The 16,013-nt window shown below is 71.0% G+C and carries 13 protein-coding genes; 10 read left to right on the forward strand and 3 right to left on the reverse strand.

From position 1 onward, the window contains the following. The first annotated feature begins 39 nt into the window (after positions 1-39). From ilvN to ACFW5B_RS09780, 5 genes are all read left to right on the forward strand, one after another. Complete coding sequence (ilvN, locus tag ACFW5B_RS09760; RefSeq protein WP_018087233.1) at positions 40-564, forward strand: acetolactate synthase small subunit; 525 nt, start codon at positions 40-42, stop codon at positions 562-564. 101 nt (positions 565-665) lie between these two features. Beyond that, positions 666-1,664 (forward strand): ketol-acid reductoisomerase, encoded by a 999-nt coding sequence (gene ilvC / locus ACFW5B_RS09765; RefSeq protein ID WP_042149142.1) that lies wholly within the window; start codon positions 666-668, stop codon positions 1,662-1,664. A gap of 280 nt (positions 1,665-1,944) precedes the next feature. Then, positions 1,945-3,537, forward strand: coding sequence for a phosphoglycerate dehydrogenase (gene serA / locus ACFW5B_RS09770; protein WP_386435931.1), 1,593 nt, complete (start codon positions 1,945-1,947; stop codon positions 3,535-3,537). Positions 3,538-3,838: 301 nt separating this feature from the next. Next, positions 3,839-4,441, forward strand: coding sequence for a PRC-barrel domain-containing protein (locus ACFW5B_RS09775; protein ID WP_386435934.1), 603 nt, complete (start codon positions 3,839-3,841; stop codon positions 4,439-4,441). 116 nt (positions 4,442-4,557) lie between these two features. Next, entirely contained in the window at positions 4,558-5,157 is a 600-nt protein-coding gene (locus tag ACFW5B_RS09780) for a TetR/AcrR family transcriptional regulator (RefSeq protein ID WP_386435937.1), read from the forward strand. Positions 5,158-5,184: 27 nt separating this feature from the next. Here ACFW5B_RS09780 and ACFW5B_RS09785 read toward each other — a convergent pair whose 3' ends face one another. Further along, positions 5,185-6,525: a helix-turn-helix domain-containing protein gene (locus ACFW5B_RS09785; protein ID WP_386435940.1), complete on the reverse strand. Its 1,341-nt coding sequence runs from the start codon at positions 6,523-6,525 to the stop codon at positions 5,185-5,187. Between the two features lie 261 nt (positions 6,526-6,786). Here ACFW5B_RS09785 and ACFW5B_RS09790 point away from each other — a divergent pair, with 261 nt between their 5' ends. From ACFW5B_RS09790 to ACFW5B_RS09800, 3 genes are all read left to right on the forward strand, one after another. Then, complete coding sequence (locus tag ACFW5B_RS09790) at positions 6,787-7,713, forward strand: proline dehydrogenase family protein (protein ID WP_386435943.1); 927 nt, start codon at positions 6,787-6,789, stop codon at positions 7,711-7,713. 163 nt (positions 7,714-7,876) lie between these two features. Further along, entirely contained in the window at positions 7,877-9,508 is a 1,632-nt protein-coding gene (gene pruA, locus ACFW5B_RS09795; protein ID WP_386435945.1) for an L-glutamate gamma-semialdehyde dehydrogenase, read from the forward strand. Positions 9,509-9,944: 436 nt separating this feature from the next. Continuing rightward, positions 9,945-10,076: a hypothetical protein gene (locus tag ACFW5B_RS09800; RefSeq protein ID WP_386435948.1), complete on the forward strand. Its 132-nt coding sequence runs from the start codon at positions 9,945-9,947 to the stop codon at positions 10,074-10,076. Between the two features lie 152 nt (positions 10,077-10,228). Here the strand turns inward: ACFW5B_RS09800 and ACFW5B_RS09805 are convergent, their stop codons facing one another. Beyond that, a complete protein-coding gene (locus tag ACFW5B_RS09805; protein WP_386435951.1) occupies positions 10,229-11,836 on the reverse strand; it encodes a fibronectin type III domain-containing protein in 1,608 nt (535 codons plus the stop codon). Positions 11,837-11,965: 129 nt separating this feature from the next. Between ACFW5B_RS09805 and ACFW5B_RS09810 the strand changes: the two genes are divergently transcribed. Together ACFW5B_RS09810 and ACFW5B_RS09815 are read left to right on the forward strand one after the other, a co-directional pair. Further along, on the forward strand, positions 11,966-13,006 hold the full coding sequence (locus ACFW5B_RS09810; RefSeq protein WP_386435954.1) for a 3-isopropylmalate dehydrogenase: 1,041 nt from the start codon (positions 11,966-11,968) through the stop codon (positions 13,004-13,006). 355 nt (positions 13,007-13,361) lie between these two features. Then, positions 13,362-14,450 (forward strand): branched-chain amino acid aminotransferase, encoded by a 1,089-nt coding sequence (locus tag ACFW5B_RS09815; protein ID WP_386435957.1) that lies wholly within the window; start codon positions 13,362-13,364, stop codon positions 14,448-14,450. An 87-nt stretch (positions 14,451-14,537) separates the two neighbouring features. Here ACFW5B_RS09815 and ACFW5B_RS09820 read toward each other — a convergent pair whose 3' ends face one another. After that, positions 14,538-15,992, reverse strand: coding sequence for a cytosine permease (locus tag ACFW5B_RS09820; protein ID WP_386435960.1), 1,455 nt, complete (start codon positions 15,990-15,992; stop codon positions 14,538-14,540). Positions 15,993-16,013: the final 21 nt, after the last annotated feature.

Below are 16,013 nucleotides of genomic sequence, written 5' to 3' on the forward strand. Positions count from 1 at the left end.
CAGGACGTCACGGACGCACGGAAGAAGAGAGAAGACCCCATGTCCAAGCACACCCTCTCCGTCCTGGTGGAGAACACCCCCGGCATCCTCGCCCGGATCGCCGCCCTGTTCTCCCGCCGCGGCTTCAACATCGACTCCCTCGCGGTCGGGGTCACCGAGCACCCCGACATCTCCCGCATCACCATCGTGGTCAGCGTCGAGTCGCTGCCGCTGGAGCAGGTCACCAAGCAGCTCAACAAGCTCGTCAACGTGCTGAAGATCGTCGAGCTGGAACCCGGCTCCGCCATCCAGCGCGAACTGGTCCTGGTCAAGGTCCGCGCCGACAACGAGACCCGCTCGCAGATCGTCGAGATCGTCCAGCTCTTCCGCGCCAAGACCGTGGACGTCTCGCCCGAGGCCGTCACCATCGAGGCCACCGGATCCAGTGAAAAACTGGAGGCGATGCTCAAGATGCTGGAGCCGTACGGCATCAAGGAACTGGTGCAGTCCGGAACCATCGCCATAGGCCGTGGCGCCCGGTCCATCACCGACCGCTCGCTGCGCGCACTGGACCGTACGGCCTGACCGCCACGGTCCGACCGGACCGCATGGCGAGACCCACCGCCCTTCCCCGCCCCGCCCGACGTACTGTGTGGGCACCCGCTAGATCCAAGGAGATACCCGAAGTGGCCGAGCTCTTCTACGACGACGATGCCGACCTGTCCATCATCCAGAACCGCAAGGTCGCGGTCATCGGCTACGGGAGCCAGGGCCACGCGCACGCGCTGTCGCTGCGTGACTCGGGCGTCGATGTGCGGGTCGGTCTGCACGAGGGCTCCAAGTCCAAGGCCAAGGCCGAGGAGCAGGGTCTGCGCGTGGTGACGCCGGCCGAGGCGGCCGCCGAGGCCGACGTCATCATGATCCTGGTGCCGGACCCGATCCAGGCCAAGGTCTACGAGGAGTCCATCAAGGACCACCTGAAGGACGGCGACGCGCTGTTCTTCGGCCACGGTCTGAACATCCGCTACGGCTTCATCAAGCCGCCGTCCAACGTGGACGTCGCGCTCGTGGCCCCCAAGGGCCCGGGCCACCTGGTCCGCCGCCAGTACGAGGAAGGCCGCGGTGTGCCCTGCATCGCGGGCGTCGAGCAGGACGCCTCGGGCAAGGCCTTCGAGCTGGCGCTCTCCTACGCCAAGGGCATCGGCGGCACCCGCGCCGGCGTCATCAAGACCACCTTCACCGAGGAGACCGAGACCGACCTGTTCGGTGAGCAGGCGGTGCTCTGCGGTGGCGCCTCGGCGCTGGTCAAGGCCGGCTTCGAGACCCTGGTCGAGGCGGGCTACCAGCCCGAGATCGCGTACTTCGAGTGCCTCCACGAGCTGAAGCTCATCGTGGACCTCATGTACGAGGGCGGCCTGGAGAAGATGCGCTGGTCGGTCTCCGAGACCGCCGAGTGGGGCGACTACATCACCGGCCCCCGCGTCATCACCGACCAGACCAAGGCCGAGATGAAGAAGGTGCTCGCCGAGATCCAGGACGGCACCTTCGCCAACAACTGGATGGCGGAGTACAACGCCGGCCTGCCGAAGTACAACGAGTACAAGAAGGCCGACGAGGACCACCTGCTCGAGACCACGGGCAAGAAGCTCCGCAAGCTGATGAGCTGGGTGGACGACGAGGCGTAAGCCCGAGGACAGGGGGTCGCGGCGGAAGCTGCGGCCCCCTCGTCCGTGGCGCCCCGCGGCGCCTTGTCCGCCGCGTAGAAGCCCGCACGGGTGATCCTTCCGCAACGGCACAGGACGCGCCCCGCACCACCACTACACTGCCAAGCACAAGCGCGTCAGGCTCACAGCGTCGTGCGTCTTCCACGCGGCACCCGCCTTCGGCCGTCGGGACGGCCGTCCTCTCCCACCGCCCGCGGGCGTGGGAGGTACCCCATCGGACTGGATGAGGACTGAAGACCACGTGAGCTCGAAACCTGTCGTACTGATCGCCGAAGAGCTGTCGCCCGCCACGGTTGACGCCCTCGGCCCGGACTTCGAGATCCGGCACTGCAACGGCGCGGACCGCGCCGAGCTGCTCCCCGCGATCGCCGACGTCGACGCCGTCCTCGTGCGCAGCGCGACGAAGATCGACGCCGAGGCCATCGCCGCCGCCAAGAAGCTGCGGGTCGTCGCCCGCGCCGGCGTCGGCCTGGACAACGTCGACGTCTCCGCCGCCACCAAGGCCGGCGTGATGGTCGTCAACGCCCCGACCTCCAACATCGTCACCGCCGCAGAGCTGGCCTGCGGTCTGCTGGTCGCCACGGCCCGCAACATCCCGCAGGCCAACACCGCCCTGAAGAACGGCGAGTGGAAGCGCAGCAAGTACACCGGCGTCGAGCTGAGCGAGAAGACTCTCGGCGTGGTCGGCCTCGGCCGGATCGGCGTGCTGGTCGCCCAGCGGATGTCGGCGTTCGGCATGAAGGTCGTCGCCTACGACCCCTACGTCCAGCCGGCCCGCGCCGCGCAGATGGGCGTCAAGCTGCTGACCCTCGACGAGCTGCTGGAGGTCTCGGACTTCATCACGGTCCACCTCCCCAAGACGCCGGAGACCGTCGGTCTCATCGGGCACGAGGCGCTGCACAAGGTCAAGCCGTCGGTGCGGATCGTCAACGCCGCGCGCGGGGGGATCGTCGATGAGGCGGCGCTGGCCAGCGCGCTGAAGGAGGGCCGGGTGGCCGGCGCGGGCCTGGACGTCTACGCCGTCGAGCCCTGCACCGACTCCCCGCTCTTCGAGTTCGACCAGGTCGTCGCCACGCCGCACCTCGGTGCGTCGACGGGTGAGGCCCAGGAGAAGGCCGGTATCGCGGTCGCCAGGTCGGTGCGGCTGGCGCTGGCCGGCGAGCTGGTGCCGGACGCGGTCAACGTCCAGGGCGGTGTGATCGCCGAGGACGTCAAGCCGGGCCTGCCGCTGGCCGAGCGTCTGGGCCGGATCTTCACCGCGCTGGCCGGTGAGGTCGCCATGCGCCTGGACGTCGAGGTCTACGGCGAGATCACCCAGCACGACGTCAAGGTGCTGGAACTCTCCGCGCTCAAGGGCGTCTTCGAGGACGTCGTCGACGAGACGGTGTCGTACGTCAACGCCCCGCTGTTCGCGCAGGAACGCGGTGTGGAGGTGCGGCTGACGACCAGCAGCGAGTCGCCCGAGCACCGCAATGTGGTGACCGTGCGCGGCACCCTCGCGGGCGGCGACGAGGTGTCGATCTCCGGCACGCTGGCCGGCCACAAGAACATCCAGAAGATCGTCGCGGTCGGTGAGCACTCGATCGACCTGGCGCTCGCCGATCACATGGCGTTCCTGCGCTACAGCGACCGCCCCGGTGTCGTCGGCACCGTCGGCAAGATCCTGGGCGAGGCGGGCATCAACATCGGCAACATGCAGGTCTCGCGGGCCGACGTCGGTGGTGAGGCGCTGGTCGCGCTGACCGTCGACGACACGATTCCGCCGAACGTGCTCAGCGAGATCGCCGAGGAGATCGGTGCGACCTCGGTGCGCGCGGTGAACCTCGGCGACTGACCGCCAGGTCTTCGCAGGTCAACGGGCCCGGCCCCGCTTCGTGCGGGAGCCGGGCCCGTTGGCGTGTGCCGCATCGTAGGGGCCCCGGGACGGTCCGCGACCGGGCGTGCGGGGCCGTCTCGCCGGTCGGCATTCACCCGAATGGCCTATCCGGGGGTGAGGCCGCGGGGGCCGTCGGCGCCGTCGTGCGGCCGTCCGGGGCCCCGGACGCCGGTCCTCCCGACTCGCTGGGGAGATGTTCGCGTCGCGCAATGGGAACTGCGCGTGCCCCCGCCGGTGCGTGCGGAAGGAGAGCGACGCCATGAATGCACCCCTGGGGGACGCCCCGCAGAGTCTCACCGGCTTGCACGTGGTCGATGCCGAAGGCGCGAAGGTGGGCCGGGTCCAGCAGGTCTACCGGGACGACGCCACCAACGAGCCGGAGTGGATCACGGTGCGGACCGGGCTGTTCGGCATGAAGGAGTCCTTCATCCCGCTCGCCGGCGCCCGGCGGACCGGCGACGAACTGCACGTGCCGCACACCAAGGCCACCATCAAGGACGCGCCGCGGATCGACGCCAACGGGCATCTCGACCCCTCCGAGGAAGCCGAGTTGTACCGACACTACGGGATGGCCCGGCCCGCCCCGGGCGCCGCCGATCAGGGCGGACCCGAGTCCCGCCCCCGGCCGACGGGGGACACCGCGCCGCCCGCCTCCACGGGCGGCGAGCGCAACAAGCTGATCGAGGGGCCGATGGCGGGCGCGGGCTCCGGCGCCGGCACCCGGTCCGGACCGCAGGGCGGCGACACCGCGCGCGGCAAGGAGCAGCTGCCCGAGACCGGTGCCGACGACGACAAGGGCGGCCGCGCGCACCCGGGCGACGACACGGGCGGCCGCCGCGAGGGGCCGGACCGGCCGCGGTGACCCCGGCAGGGCACCCGTACGGGGAGAGCGGGGCCGCCCCCCGAGGGCTCGCGTTCTGTACGTACGTCTAAAACGGGTGTCTGGTACGAGCGTATGTGTGGCGATAGGCTGCCCTCATGGGACACCGTGAAGATCTTCTGGAGGGCGCCAAGCGCTGCCTCCTGGAGAAGGGATATGCGCGCACCACCGCCCGCGACATCGTGGCCGCTTCGGGCGCCAACCTCGCCTCCATCGGCTACCACTACGGCTCCAAGGACGCCCTGATGCGCCAGGCGATCATCGCGTCCAGCGAGGAGTGGGGGGCGGGCGTCGCCCAGGTGCAGCCCGCGGAGGAGGCGGGGGCGGAGGGCGCCGACCCGCTGGAACGGTTCGCCGCGGTCTGGGACCTGTTCCTGCAACGCATCGCCACCGAGCGGGAGTTCATCGCCGCGCAGGTCGAGGTGCTGGGGCTGCTGCCGCGCGACGCGGGCCTGCGCGAGGCGATCGGTGAGGTGCTCCCGGAGGGTGGTGAGGGGCTCGTCGCGATCTTCGCAGGGGTGCCGGACACCGAGGTCGACGCCGAGTCCGCCCGCGTCGTCGGCTCCTTCTACCAGGCCCTGCTCACCGGCCTGATGGTCCAGTCGCTGCTCACGCCCGACGCCATGCCCTCCGGCCGGGATCTGGCGACCGCGCTGCGCCGGGTCACCGCGGGCGAGGTGCTGGGGAAGAGGCCCTGACGCCCCCGCCGTCCCGAGCCGTGCCGCTCACAGCCGGGCCGCCTTGAGCGCCATGTGCAGCAGCAGCCGGTGTTCGCCGTCGCCCAGGTCGAGGCCGGTCAGCTTCTCCACCCGGCCCAGGCGGTAGTAGAGCGTCTGCCGGTGGATGCCCAGGACCTGTGCGGTACGGCTCGCCTGGCCCGCGCAGTCGAGGAACACCTCGGCGGTGCGCGCGAGTTCCGCATGGGCGGGGGCCAGCAGCGGCCCGATGGCCGGATCGGGCGCGGTGCCCGGCAGAGCGGTCAGCATCCGGTACGCGCCGATGGCGTCCCACCGGGTGATCGGGCCCAGCCGGGGCTCTGCGTGCGCCGCGCGGGCCGCGTCCAGCGCCTCCCGCCAGGCCGCCGGAAGGTCGGTCAACTCCCGTGTGGCGGCGCCGATTCCGGCGGCGGCCGGCCGCGGTGGCGGTGGGTGCCCGGAGCCGCCGCCCCGGCCGCCGCGCGGCGCCTGCCCCTCGGCCGGTCCGCTCCCCGCGCGCGGCGAACGCAGCAGATGCTCGGCCACCGTGTGGGCCGGGGCGGGCGCACCGGACGAGCGCAGCCGTACCAGTGCGGCCAGGGCAGGGACGGGCGGACGGGTGGCGGGCCCGGTGCGGCCGTGGTGTGCGGTGGGCTCCGGCTCGTCAGCCCCCACCACAGCGCCGTCCTCCGGGCCGCCGCCCGCCGGCAGCGCACAGGCGGCGAGCAGACCCGGCAGGCTCGGCGGCGGCGCCGCGTCGGTGTCCGAGGTGTCCCAGGGCAGCACCGCGACCAGGGTGAGCGGGGCGCCCGGGGTGAAGCGCAGGCTGTCCCGCAGCGCATCGCGCAGCGCGGCCGCCGCGGCCGGCTGTTCGCCGGGCCGCGCGACCAGCAACTCCCGCAGCAGATCGGCGAGTTCGGACCCGGCACGGGCCTCGTCGGCCAGCAGTTCGCCGATCCGGGCGGCGGTCTCCATCGCCTGTGCGATCCGGGGGTCGGGCGGTGCGCCCCGGCCGCCCAGTTCGAGATCGGTGAGATGCCCGTCGTCCAGCAGCCAGACGTAGCCGTGCACGATGCCGCGGTGGCGTACGGGCAGGCAGATGCGGCCCTTGAAGACCCCGGCGGCCGGGTCCGGCGGAATGCGCAGCGCGGTCTTGGCGCGGGCGATCCCGAACGCCTCGAACCAGGCCCGTACGGCGGCCGAGGAGCGGCGCTGCAGGATCGAGCGGGTGCGCACCGGGTCCATGACCTCGTCGTCGTCGCCCTCGTGCGCACCGAACGCAATCAGTCCGAAATCCCGGTCCTCCAGCGTCGCCGGAGCGCCGAGCGCCGCCGAGATCTCGTCCACGAGCTGCTGGTAGTCGCCCCGCATCGGCCGTCCGGCCCCTCTCCTGTCACCACACCACCGGCACCGCCGGTGACTCGGACACCTCTCACACCACTGTCACCACGGACACGGTCACCTCAATCTCATTCTCATACATCTGTCTGAGATCCCGACCACGAAGGCGTGACAGCTGTCGATGGCCGGGAAGTGGCGGGATCCTTAAGTTTCAGGTGGCTCAATATTGCCGACGCGTTCGCCCGCCCGGTGTCCGCCCGGTACTTGTCACCCTGAATCGTGGAGGTGCCCATGCTGGGTCCCGTGCTCCTGGCCGCAGCGCGCAGTGACAGCATCCGCCGGCTCGTGGCGGCCGCTCCGGTCACCCGGCCCGTGGTGAACCGGTTCGTCGCCGGCGAGCGCCTGGACGAGTCCATGGCGGCCGTGCGGTCCCTGGCCGCACGCGGCCTGGAGGTCACCCTCGACCACCTCGGTGAGGACATCACCGACCCGGCCGAGGCGCTGCGGAACCGCGATGCCTACCTGGAGCTGGCCGCGGCTCTCAAGGAACACGGCCTCGGCGTCAAGGCCGAGATGTCGGTCAAGCTGTCCGCTTTCGGGCAGGCGCTGACCGGCGGCCACGAGCTGGCCCTGAAGAACGTCACCCCGGTGGTCGAGGCCGCCGCCGAGGCCGGGACGACCGTGACCCTCGACATGGAGGACCACACCACGGTCGACTCCACCCTCGCGATCCTCGCCGAGCTGCGGGAGCGCTTTCCGCAGACCGGCGCGGTGCTGCAGTCCTACCTCTTCCGTACCGAGGACGACTGCCGCGCGCTGGCCGGGGAAGGCTCGCGGGTGCGGCTGGTCAAGGGGGCGTACAAGGAGCCCGCGACCGTCGCCTTCCAGGACAAGCGGGAGGTCGACAAGGCCTATGTGCGGTGCCTGAAGATCCTGATGGCGGGGGAGGGCTACCCCATGATCGGGTCGCACGACCCGCGGATGGTGTCCATCGCCCAGGAACTGGCGCACCGCAACGGCCGCAAATTGGCCGACTACGAATTCCAGATGCTCTACGGCATCCGCGAGGCCGAGCAGCAGCGGCTGGTCGCCGAGGGACACCGGATGCGGGTGTACATCCCCTATGGCACCGACTGGTACGGCTACTTCATGCGCCGGCTGGCCGAGCGCCCCGCGAACCTCGCGTTCTTCCTGCGGTCCCTGGCGACCCGCGGCTGATCGTTTCACGCCTGATCGCCCCGCGGCGGCGGGCGCGGGTGGATGCTGGAAGCGGGGCGAGATCCCCGCACGGCGCCGCCCGCAGCCGCCCCTCCGCAGCGGCCGCGGCCGCACCACCGACGTACGAAAACCGACGAGCGAAATCGAAGGAGACACGGCCGCTATGGACGCTGTGACCCAGGTCCCCGTGCCGGTGAACGAGCCGGTCCACACCTACGCCCCCGGCAGCCCGGAGCGTTCCCGCCTGGAGGCCAAGCTCAAGGAGCTGGCCGGCAACCCGATCGAGCTGCCCATGACCATCGGCGGCGCACGGCGGATGGGCGGCGGCGAGCGCTTCGACGTCGTGCAGCCGCACAACCACTCCGCCCGTCTCGGCACGTACGCCAACGCCACCGTCAAGGACGCCCAGGACGCGGTCGACGCCGCACTGGCCGCCGCCCCGGCCTGGCGCGCGCTGTCCTTCGACGACCGCGCCGCGATCATCCTCAAGGCCGCCGACCTGCTCTCCGGCCCCTGGCGCGAGACGATGGCCGCCGCCACCATGCTCGGCCAGTCCAAGACCGCCCAGCAGGCCGAGATCGACACCCCGTGTGAGCTGATCGACTTCTGGCGCTTCAATGTGCACTTCGCGCGCCAGATCCTCGCCGAGCAGCCCCCGGCGAACTCCCCGGGCGTCTGGAACCGCTCGGACCACCGTCCTCTTGAGGGCTTCGTCTACGCGATCACGCCGTTCAACTTCACCGCGATCGCCGGCAACCTCCCGACCGCGCCCGCCCTCATGGGCAACGTCGTGGTCTGGAAGCCGTCCCCGACGCAGACCTACGCCGCCGTGCTGCTGATGCAGCTGCTGGAGGAGGCCGGGCTGCCCAAGGGCGTCATCAACCTCGTCACCGGCGACGGCAAGGACGTCTCCGAGGTCGCCCTGACCCACCCGGACCTCGCGGGCATCCACTTCACCGGTTCGACCAAGACCTTCCAGTACCTGTGGAAGACGGTCGGCAACAACATCGAGAACTACAAGACCTACCCGCGCCTCGTCGGCGAGACCGGCGGCAAGGACTTCATCGTCGCCCACCCCTCGGCCGACCGCGCCGTGCTGAAGACCGCGATGACCCGTGGCGCCTTCGAGTTCCAGGGCCAGAAGTGCTCCGCGGCCTCCCGCGCCTACGTCCCCGCCTCGCTGTGGAACAGCGGCCTCAAGGAGGAGTTCGCGGCCGAGGTCGACGCCCTGTCCATGGGCGACGTCTCGGACCTGTCGAACTTCATGTCCGCCGTCATCGACGAGCGCTCGTTCGCCAAGAACAAGGCGGCGATCGACCGCGCCAAGGCCGACCCGACCGTCGAGGTCGTGGCCGGCGGCACCTACGACGACAGCGAGGGCTACTTCGTCCGCCCGACGGTCCTGGTCTCCACCGACCCGGAGAACGAGATCTTCAAGGACGAGTACTTCGGCCCGATCCTGGGTGTGTACGTCTACGACGACGCCGACTACGACGCGATGCTCACCCAGATGGAGTCCGCCTCGGCGTACGGCCTGACCGGTTGCGTCATCGCCCAGGACCGTGCCGAGGCCGCCCGCACCTGCGAGCTGCTGCGCTTCGCGGCCGGCAACTTCTACATCAACGACAAGCCGACCGGCGCCGTCGTCGGCCAGCAGCCCTTCGGCGGCGGCCGCGCGTCCGGCACCAACGACAAGGCCGGCGCCAAGCAGAACCTGATGCGCTGGACCTCCACCCGCTCCATCAAGGAGACCCTGGTCCCGCCGACGGACTACCGCTACCCGCACATGGGCTGACGCCCGCGCGAACGCCGACGGCCCGGCACCCCTCTCCCCGGGGGCGCCGGGCCGTTCGGCGTTGCTTCAGGCGCCCCGCGCCTGGCCGGTGATCGCCTCGTTGAGTGTGGGCGGGCCTGGCCTTGTGGCACAAGCGACACCGCCACGCCAGGGAGCGCCGGGACGGCCATGACCAGCAAATATCCGGGGATCGCTCGTTCGAGCACACGAGCGCCGTCTCAGATAGTAGGAAGCCCAAGTAATTGTGCAGACATCACGGCCGAGCTGTCCTAGCGTTGTAGAAGCCGAACGTAACGCTCCATCGAGCGAGTGCGGATGCGGCCCGGTGCGTGAGCGCAGGTGACCCCTGCCGTGCCGAGGCCCCCGCGTTTTCCGGCCGCTTCTGGATCGACGCATCCCAATTTTTCTCGGGGCTCTGGCATAGGAGACGTGAATCATGGCCGAGACTGCCGTCCGCAGGACCCGTCACTCCGCCCGTACGAACGGTGACGCCGACCGCAGGAACGCCGCGGCGGCCCTCCAGCGTGCCCTCGACCGCCGTGACAACGGCGGCTCGACCGGGCACTGAGATGCTGCGCGCGCGACCCGGGGCGGCGTCGATGCCCTGCCGCTGCTGCTGGCGGATCAGGCTGTCCGTGGCCCGGTGGCTCTTTCTCTCCTGAGCGTTCCGAGCCTGTAGGGGCGCCCCGGATTCCGGGCGCCCCTACAGGCGATCGCTGCCTACTGCGCGGGGGAGCGCGTCACCTCGAAGTGGTCGATGCGCTCGCCGGACTCGGCGAGGGCGGTGACCTTCATCCGTGGGTGGCGGCCCGGGGTGACCTCGACGGCGATGAAGGAGTAGCCGGTGTAGCGGACCCGGGACCACTCCACGGTTTCCTCCGTCTTCTGCTGCCCCTTGGACCAGTGGTAGGTGTCCACGTGGTCGAGGTCTTTGATGTGTCCCTCGTAGCTGTCCGGCACGGGGAAGTCGTAGAGGGCCCGGCCGGCGCCGCCCGCGGTCACGTACACGATGCCCTCGCGGCTGCTGTCCACGTGCGCGCCGATGGGCATCTTCTTGGCGACCCGTCCGGCCTTGAGGGCGTCGGTCCGCTCGTAGACGTGGTTGTGCCCGTTGACCACCAGGTCCACCTGGTGCTTGTCGAACAGCGGCAGCCAGGCGTCGCGCACCGCGCCGTCGGAGGCGTGCGAGGTGGTGGTGGAGAAGGCGCAGTGGTGGAAGAAGACCACGATGAAGTCGATGCCGTCGGTGGCGCGCAGCTCGGCCAGCCGGCGGTCGAGCCAGCGGGTCTGCTTGCCGTCGGTGTAGCCCTGGTTGGCGGGGATCTCGTAGGAGATGTCGTTGGCGTCCAGGGCGACGACCGCGGTGTTGCCATAGGTGAACGAGTAGACGCCGGGGGCGCTTTGGGCGTCCGGGCCGTTGCCGGGCAGCGTCCAGCGGGCGTTCTGGCCGCCGTAGCCGTTGGGGGAGTACCAGGCCTCCATGTCGTGGTTGCCGGTGGTCACCATCCACGGCACGGACTTGGCCACCGACTCGGTCTGCGCGAGGAACTGGTCCCAGACCCGGGCGTCGTAGGCGTCGTGCTCGGAGCCGTCGCCGTCGGTGTCCGCGTAGCAGATGTCGCCCGCGTGCAGATGGAAGGACGGGTTCTGACCCAGGATCAACTGGTCGTTGGCGAGGGCGTGGTAGCTGACGCCCTGGTCGCCGAAGGCGGTGAAGACGAACGTCTCGGGACGGGCCGGGGCGGTGCGGAAGGTGCCGACGGTGGAGAAGTGGCGGGGGTCGGCCGGGTCGAAGCCGTCGTGGCCGACGCCGTAGTAGTACGTCGTCCCCGGGCGCAGCCCGTCCAGCGCGGCGTGCAGGTAGTACTGCTGCACGGCCGGCAGCTTCGCGGACAGCGACGGGGTGTGCAGCGGCCGGACCTCGGCCTCGATCTTGCGCCCCAGATCCCACGGCTTGAGACCCACCCGCAGATACGGCCGCTTGACCGCCAGCGGCACCTGCCAGCTCACCCGCAGCTGGCTCTTCGGGTCGGCGCCGAAGGCCAGATGGCGGCCGAACGGGGCGACCAGCGAGCCGTCGACGGCGGCCGCGGCGGGCGACGACAGCAGGGTGGGCGCCACGCCCTGGGCCGAGCCGGCCAGCAGTCCGGAGCCCGCGACCACTCCCGCGGTGGCGGCCGAGGTGCGCAGCAGGCCTCTGCGGCTCAGCTTCGTACGGAGGTAGTCATGCTGTTCCGGCATGCTCATCCGGGCCGCCAGCTGCTCCGGGATGCCGACGCGGGGGGTGTGCGAGGGCAGGGGGGCGGCCTTCCGGGGATTTCCAGTCATGCCGCCGAATTTCCCAGCGCGACCCGACCGCTGTGGGGACGCGGGGTGAACGGCAGCTGACCGGCTCCCCATGTGTCCGTATGGCGGACGTTACGTGTCAATCAATGGGACGGAGAGTAGGGTCCAGACATGTCTCGCACCATTCGCCTCGCAGTGATCCCCGGTGACGGTATCGGCCAGGAGGTCGTGGCCCAGGGCCTGAAGGTTCTGAGCGCGGTCCTCCCGCAGGACGTCAAGCTGGAAACCAAGGAGTACGACCTCGGTGCCCGGCGATGGCACGCGACCGGTGAGACCCTGCCCGACGCGGAGCTGGAGTCGCTCAAGCAGCACGACGCGATCCTGCTCGGCGCGATCGGCGACCCGTCGGTTCCGTCCGGCGTGCTGGAGCGCGGTCTGCTGCTCAAGCTCCGCTTCGCCTTCGACCACTTCGTGAACCTGCGCCCGTCGAAGCTCTTCCCGAACACCGCGACCCCGCTCGCCGGCCGCCCGGACATCGACTTCCTCGTCGTCCGCGAGGGCACCGAGGGCCCCTACACCGGCAACGGCGGCAGCCTGCGCACCGGTACCCCCGCCGAGGTCGCCACCGAGGTCAGCCTCAACACCGCCTACGGTGTGGAGCGGGTGGTCCGCGACGCGTACGAGCGGGCCAACGCCCGCCCCCGCAAGAAGCTGACGCTGGTGCACAAGAACAATGTGCTGGTGTACGCGGGCCACATGTGGAAGAACATCTTCGACAAGGTCGGCCAGGAGTACCCCGAGGTCACCACCGACTACCTGCACGTCGACGCCGCGACGATCTTCTTCGTCACCCAGCCCGAGCGGTTCGACGTGATCGTCACCGACAACCTCTTCGGCGACATCCTCACCGACCTCGCCGCGGCCGTCACCGGCGGTATCGGTCTGGCCGCCTCCGGGAACATCAACCCGACCGGCGACTTCCCCTCGATGTTCGAGCCGGTGCACGGCTCCGCACCGGACATCGCGGGCACCGGCAAGGCCGACCCGACCGCGACGATCCTCTCCGTCGCCCTGCTGCTGCGCCACCTCGGCTACGAGCCGCAGGCCGCCCGCATCGAGGAGTCCGTGGCCGCCGACCTGGAGGCCCGGGACGGTACGGCGCGGACCACGGACGAGATCGGCGACGCGCTGGCCGCACGCGTAGCGGGCTGAGGCCCCGCGCACGACCCCACCACGGACAGCGCCGGGCTCATGGGGCCCGGCGCTGTCCGCGTCGGAACCGCCCCGCGGCGCACCATCCGGGACGCGGAGCGCGCACACGGTTCCGGCGGCGCGGACCCACAGGCGATAATCGGACGTGGCATCGTTGCCCGCGAGGAAACTCGGACGTCCCAGTAACGACCGGTACGTTCAGGTTCCCTCCTGAGCGCGGCAGCCACCGCACCGGTGCCGCAAGGTGGGGGGCCGAACCCCCTACCCCCGGCCGGAGGGCTGGGCCGGAGATGCTCCCCAGCCGGCGCTGGGAGGTACCTCCCGGTATCGCACACGCAGTGAAGGACATGCATCCATGACGACGCCCACGATCGAGCTCAAGCCCTCCTCGCACCCGCTGTCCGACGCGGAGCGGGAGCAGATCCTGGCCGCCCCCGGCTTCGGCCGCCACTTCACCGACCACATGGTGACGATCAAGTGGACCGAGGGCCGCGGCTGGCACGACGGACAGCTCGTGCCGTACGGGCCGCTCTCCCTCGACCCGGCGACCAATGTCCTGCACTACGCCCAGGAGATCTTCGAGGGCCTCAAGGCGTACCGCCGGCCCGACGGCTCCGTCGCCACCTTCCGCCCGGACGCCAACGCCCGGCGCTTCCAGTCCTCCGCGCGCCGGCTGGCGATGCCGGAGCTGCCCGTCGAGACCTTCATCGAGGCCTGTGACCTGCTCGTTCAGCAGGACAAGGACTGGGTGCCGGCGCACGGTGGCGAGGAGTCGCTCTACCTGCGCCCCTTCATGATCGCGACCGAGGTCGGCCTGGGCGTGAAGCCCGCCAACGAGTATCTCTTCGTCGTCATCGCCTCGCCCGCCGGCGCGTACTTCGCCGGCGGCGTCAAGCCGGTCTCCATCTGGCTGTCCGAAAACCGCGTGCGGGCCGTCCCCGGCGGTATGGGCGACGCCAAGACCGGCGGCAACTACGCCGCGTCGCTGCTCGCCCAGGCCGAGGCCGCCGCGCAGGGCTGTGACCAGGTCGCCTACCTCGACGCCGTGGAGCACAAGTGGGTCGAGGAACTGGGCGGGATGAACCTCTACTTCGTGTACGGCGACAAGATCGTCACGCCCAACCTGACCGGCTCGCTGCTCGCCGGCGTCACCCGTGACTCGCTGCTGACCGTCGCCCGCGACCTGGGCTACGCGTCCGAGGAGGCGCGGGTCTCCATCGACCAGTGGAAGGCCGACACCGAGAACGGCACCCTCACCGAGGTCTTCGCCTGCGGCACGGCCGCCGTGATCACCCCGGTCGGCACGGTCAAGAGCGCGGGCGGCGAGTGGACGCAGTCCGACGGCGAGCCCGGCAAGGTCACGCTGAAGCTGCGCGAGGCGCTCCTCGACATCCAGCGGGGTGTCACCGAGGACAAGCACGGCTGGATGCACGAGCTGGGCTGAGCCCGTCGGCGCCGCGCAAGTGCCCGGACCTGACCGAGGCCGTCCCCGCACATTCCCGGGGGCGGCCTCGGTCACGTCCGGACCGGTTCAGCCGGTCTCCGCCGGGGTCTCCGCGGCTGGGACCGGGGCGGCGGGCGGCCGGGCGCGCGGCGCCGCGACCGGCCGCGGTTCCCGCACCGTCAGGGCCAGATACGCGATCCCGCCCACGGCCGCCGCGAGCACGAAGCTGAGGTCGATCCCGCCGGTCAGGGGGAGCAGCGGCCCCCGGTAGAGCGGGGTGTCCACGCCCAGCAGGCCGACCACCGAGCCCAGCGCCCAGGCCAGCGCCGCCCGGACGTGCCAGCCGCCCCGGTACCAGTACCGGCCCCCGCGGGTGCCCCGGTTGTAGACCTGGAGCGACTCCGGGTCGTAGGCCCCGCGGCAGCGCACGAAGCCGATCACGGTGATCACCGCCCAGGGCGTCCCGACGGCGGTCATCAGCAGGACGAACGAGGTCATCGCGCCCTGCGCCGCCCACAGGAAGTGGCCGGCGTAGACCAGCGCGGTCGACAGCGTGGCGACGACACAGGTGGCCTGGGTACGGGTCGCCCGCGGCAGGATCGCGTCCAGGTCGAGCCCCATGCTGTAGAGCATCAGCCCGGCGTTGCCGACGGACCCGGCCGAGGCGTTGAGCAGCAGCAGCGCCAGATACCAGAGCGGTGCGCCGGCCACCAGCGGGCCCGCGTAGTCCGCGCCCGCGCCGACCGCGAGCGCGGTGAACGTCCCGAAGAGCTGCGGCACCAGCAGGCCCACCACCAGCCCCAGACAGGTGGCGCCGAAGACCTTCCCGGCGCCGTGCCGGTGCGGGGAGATGTAGCGGCTGTAGTCACCGAGCAGCGTGATGAAGGCGATCGGGCCGCTCAGGCCCGCGGAGACGGCGGCCAGCAGCCAGGTCTGCCAGAAGCCGCCGAGCAGATAGGAACTGCCGGGCGGCGCGGCGGTGGTGAAGGTGGGGGCGTAGGCGAGGATGCCGACGGCGAGCAGGGCGGTCAGCCCGAGGGCGAGCACCTTGCTCAGCCGCAGCAGCACCCGGTAGCCGTGGATCGCGCCGACCGCGGTGGCGCCGGCCAGCAGGGCGTAGACCAGGGCGTAGGCCGTGCCGTCCGACGGCAGCCCGGTCAGCCGGTGCAGACAGCCCACCATCGCGTCGCCGCCGACCCAGAGGGTCAGCGCGGTGTAGCCCAGCGACAGCAGCAGGCCGATGACCGAGCCGATCAGCCGGCCGCGCACCCCGAAATGGGCGCCGCTGCTGGTGGAGAGGTTGGTGGCGCTGCGCAGCGAGACCAGCGCGAGCGGGGCGGTCAGCAGGGTGCCGACGGCGGTACCCGCCGCCAGGGAGGTCACCGAGGGCCAGAAGCCGAGCCCGAAGGAGACCGGGAGCCAGCCGAAGATCACCACGCCGAGCGCGAGGTTCGACCCGAGCAGGATCGAGATCAGATCGCGAGGGCCGCTGGTGCGCTCCTCCTCCGGGACGGTGTCGACTCCGCGTTGTTCGATCGGCATGAGGCTCCCCTGAGAGGCCGG

This window comes from Streptomyces sp. NPDC058773, assembly GCF_042746015.1.
Lineage (GTDB): Bacteria > Actinomycetota > Actinomycetes > Streptomycetales > Streptomycetaceae > Streptomyces.

Bases quoted from the DNA above. Each gene is read 5' to 3' on its own strand.
- ilvN (WP_018087233.1), top strand. From the start codon at position 40: ATGTCCAAGCACACCCTCTCCGTCCTGGTGGAGAACACCCCCGGCATC.
- ACFW5B_RS09775 (WP_386435934.1), top strand. From the start codon at position 3,839: ATGAATGCACCCCTGGGGGACGCCCCGCAGAGTCTCACCGGCTTGCAC.
- ACFW5B_RS09780 (WP_386435937.1), top strand. From the start codon at position 4,558: ATGGGACACCGTGAAGATCTTCTGGAGGGCGCCAAGCGCTGCCTCCTG.
- ACFW5B_RS09785 (WP_386435940.1), bottom strand. From the start codon at position 6,525: ATGCGGGGCGACTACCAGCAGCTCGTGGACGAGATCTCGGCGGCGCTC.
- ACFW5B_RS09790 (WP_386435943.1), top strand. From the start codon at position 6,787: ATGCTGGGTCCCGTGCTCCTGGCCGCAGCGCGCAGTGACAGCATCCGC.
- pruA (WP_386435945.1), top strand. From the start codon at position 7,877: ATGGACGCTGTGACCCAGGTCCCCGTGCCGGTGAACGAGCCGGTCCAC.
- ACFW5B_RS09800 (WP_386435948.1), top strand. From the start codon at position 9,945: ATGGCCGAGACTGCCGTCCGCAGGACCCGTCACTCCGCCCGTACGAAC.
- ACFW5B_RS09805 (WP_386435951.1), bottom strand. From the start codon at position 11,836: ATGACTGGAAATCCCCGGAAGGCCGCCCCCCTGCCCTCGCACACCCCC.
- ACFW5B_RS09810 (WP_386435954.1), top strand. From the start codon at position 11,966: ATGTCTCGCACCATTCGCCTCGCAGTGATCCCCGGTGACGGTATCGGC.
- ACFW5B_RS09815 (WP_386435957.1), top strand. From the start codon at position 13,362: ATGACGACGCCCACGATCGAGCTCAAGCCCTCCTCGCACCCGCTGTCC.
- ACFW5B_RS09820 (WP_386435960.1), bottom strand. From the start codon at position 15,992: ATGCCGATCGAACAACGCGGAGTCGACACCGTCCCGGAGGAGGAGCGC.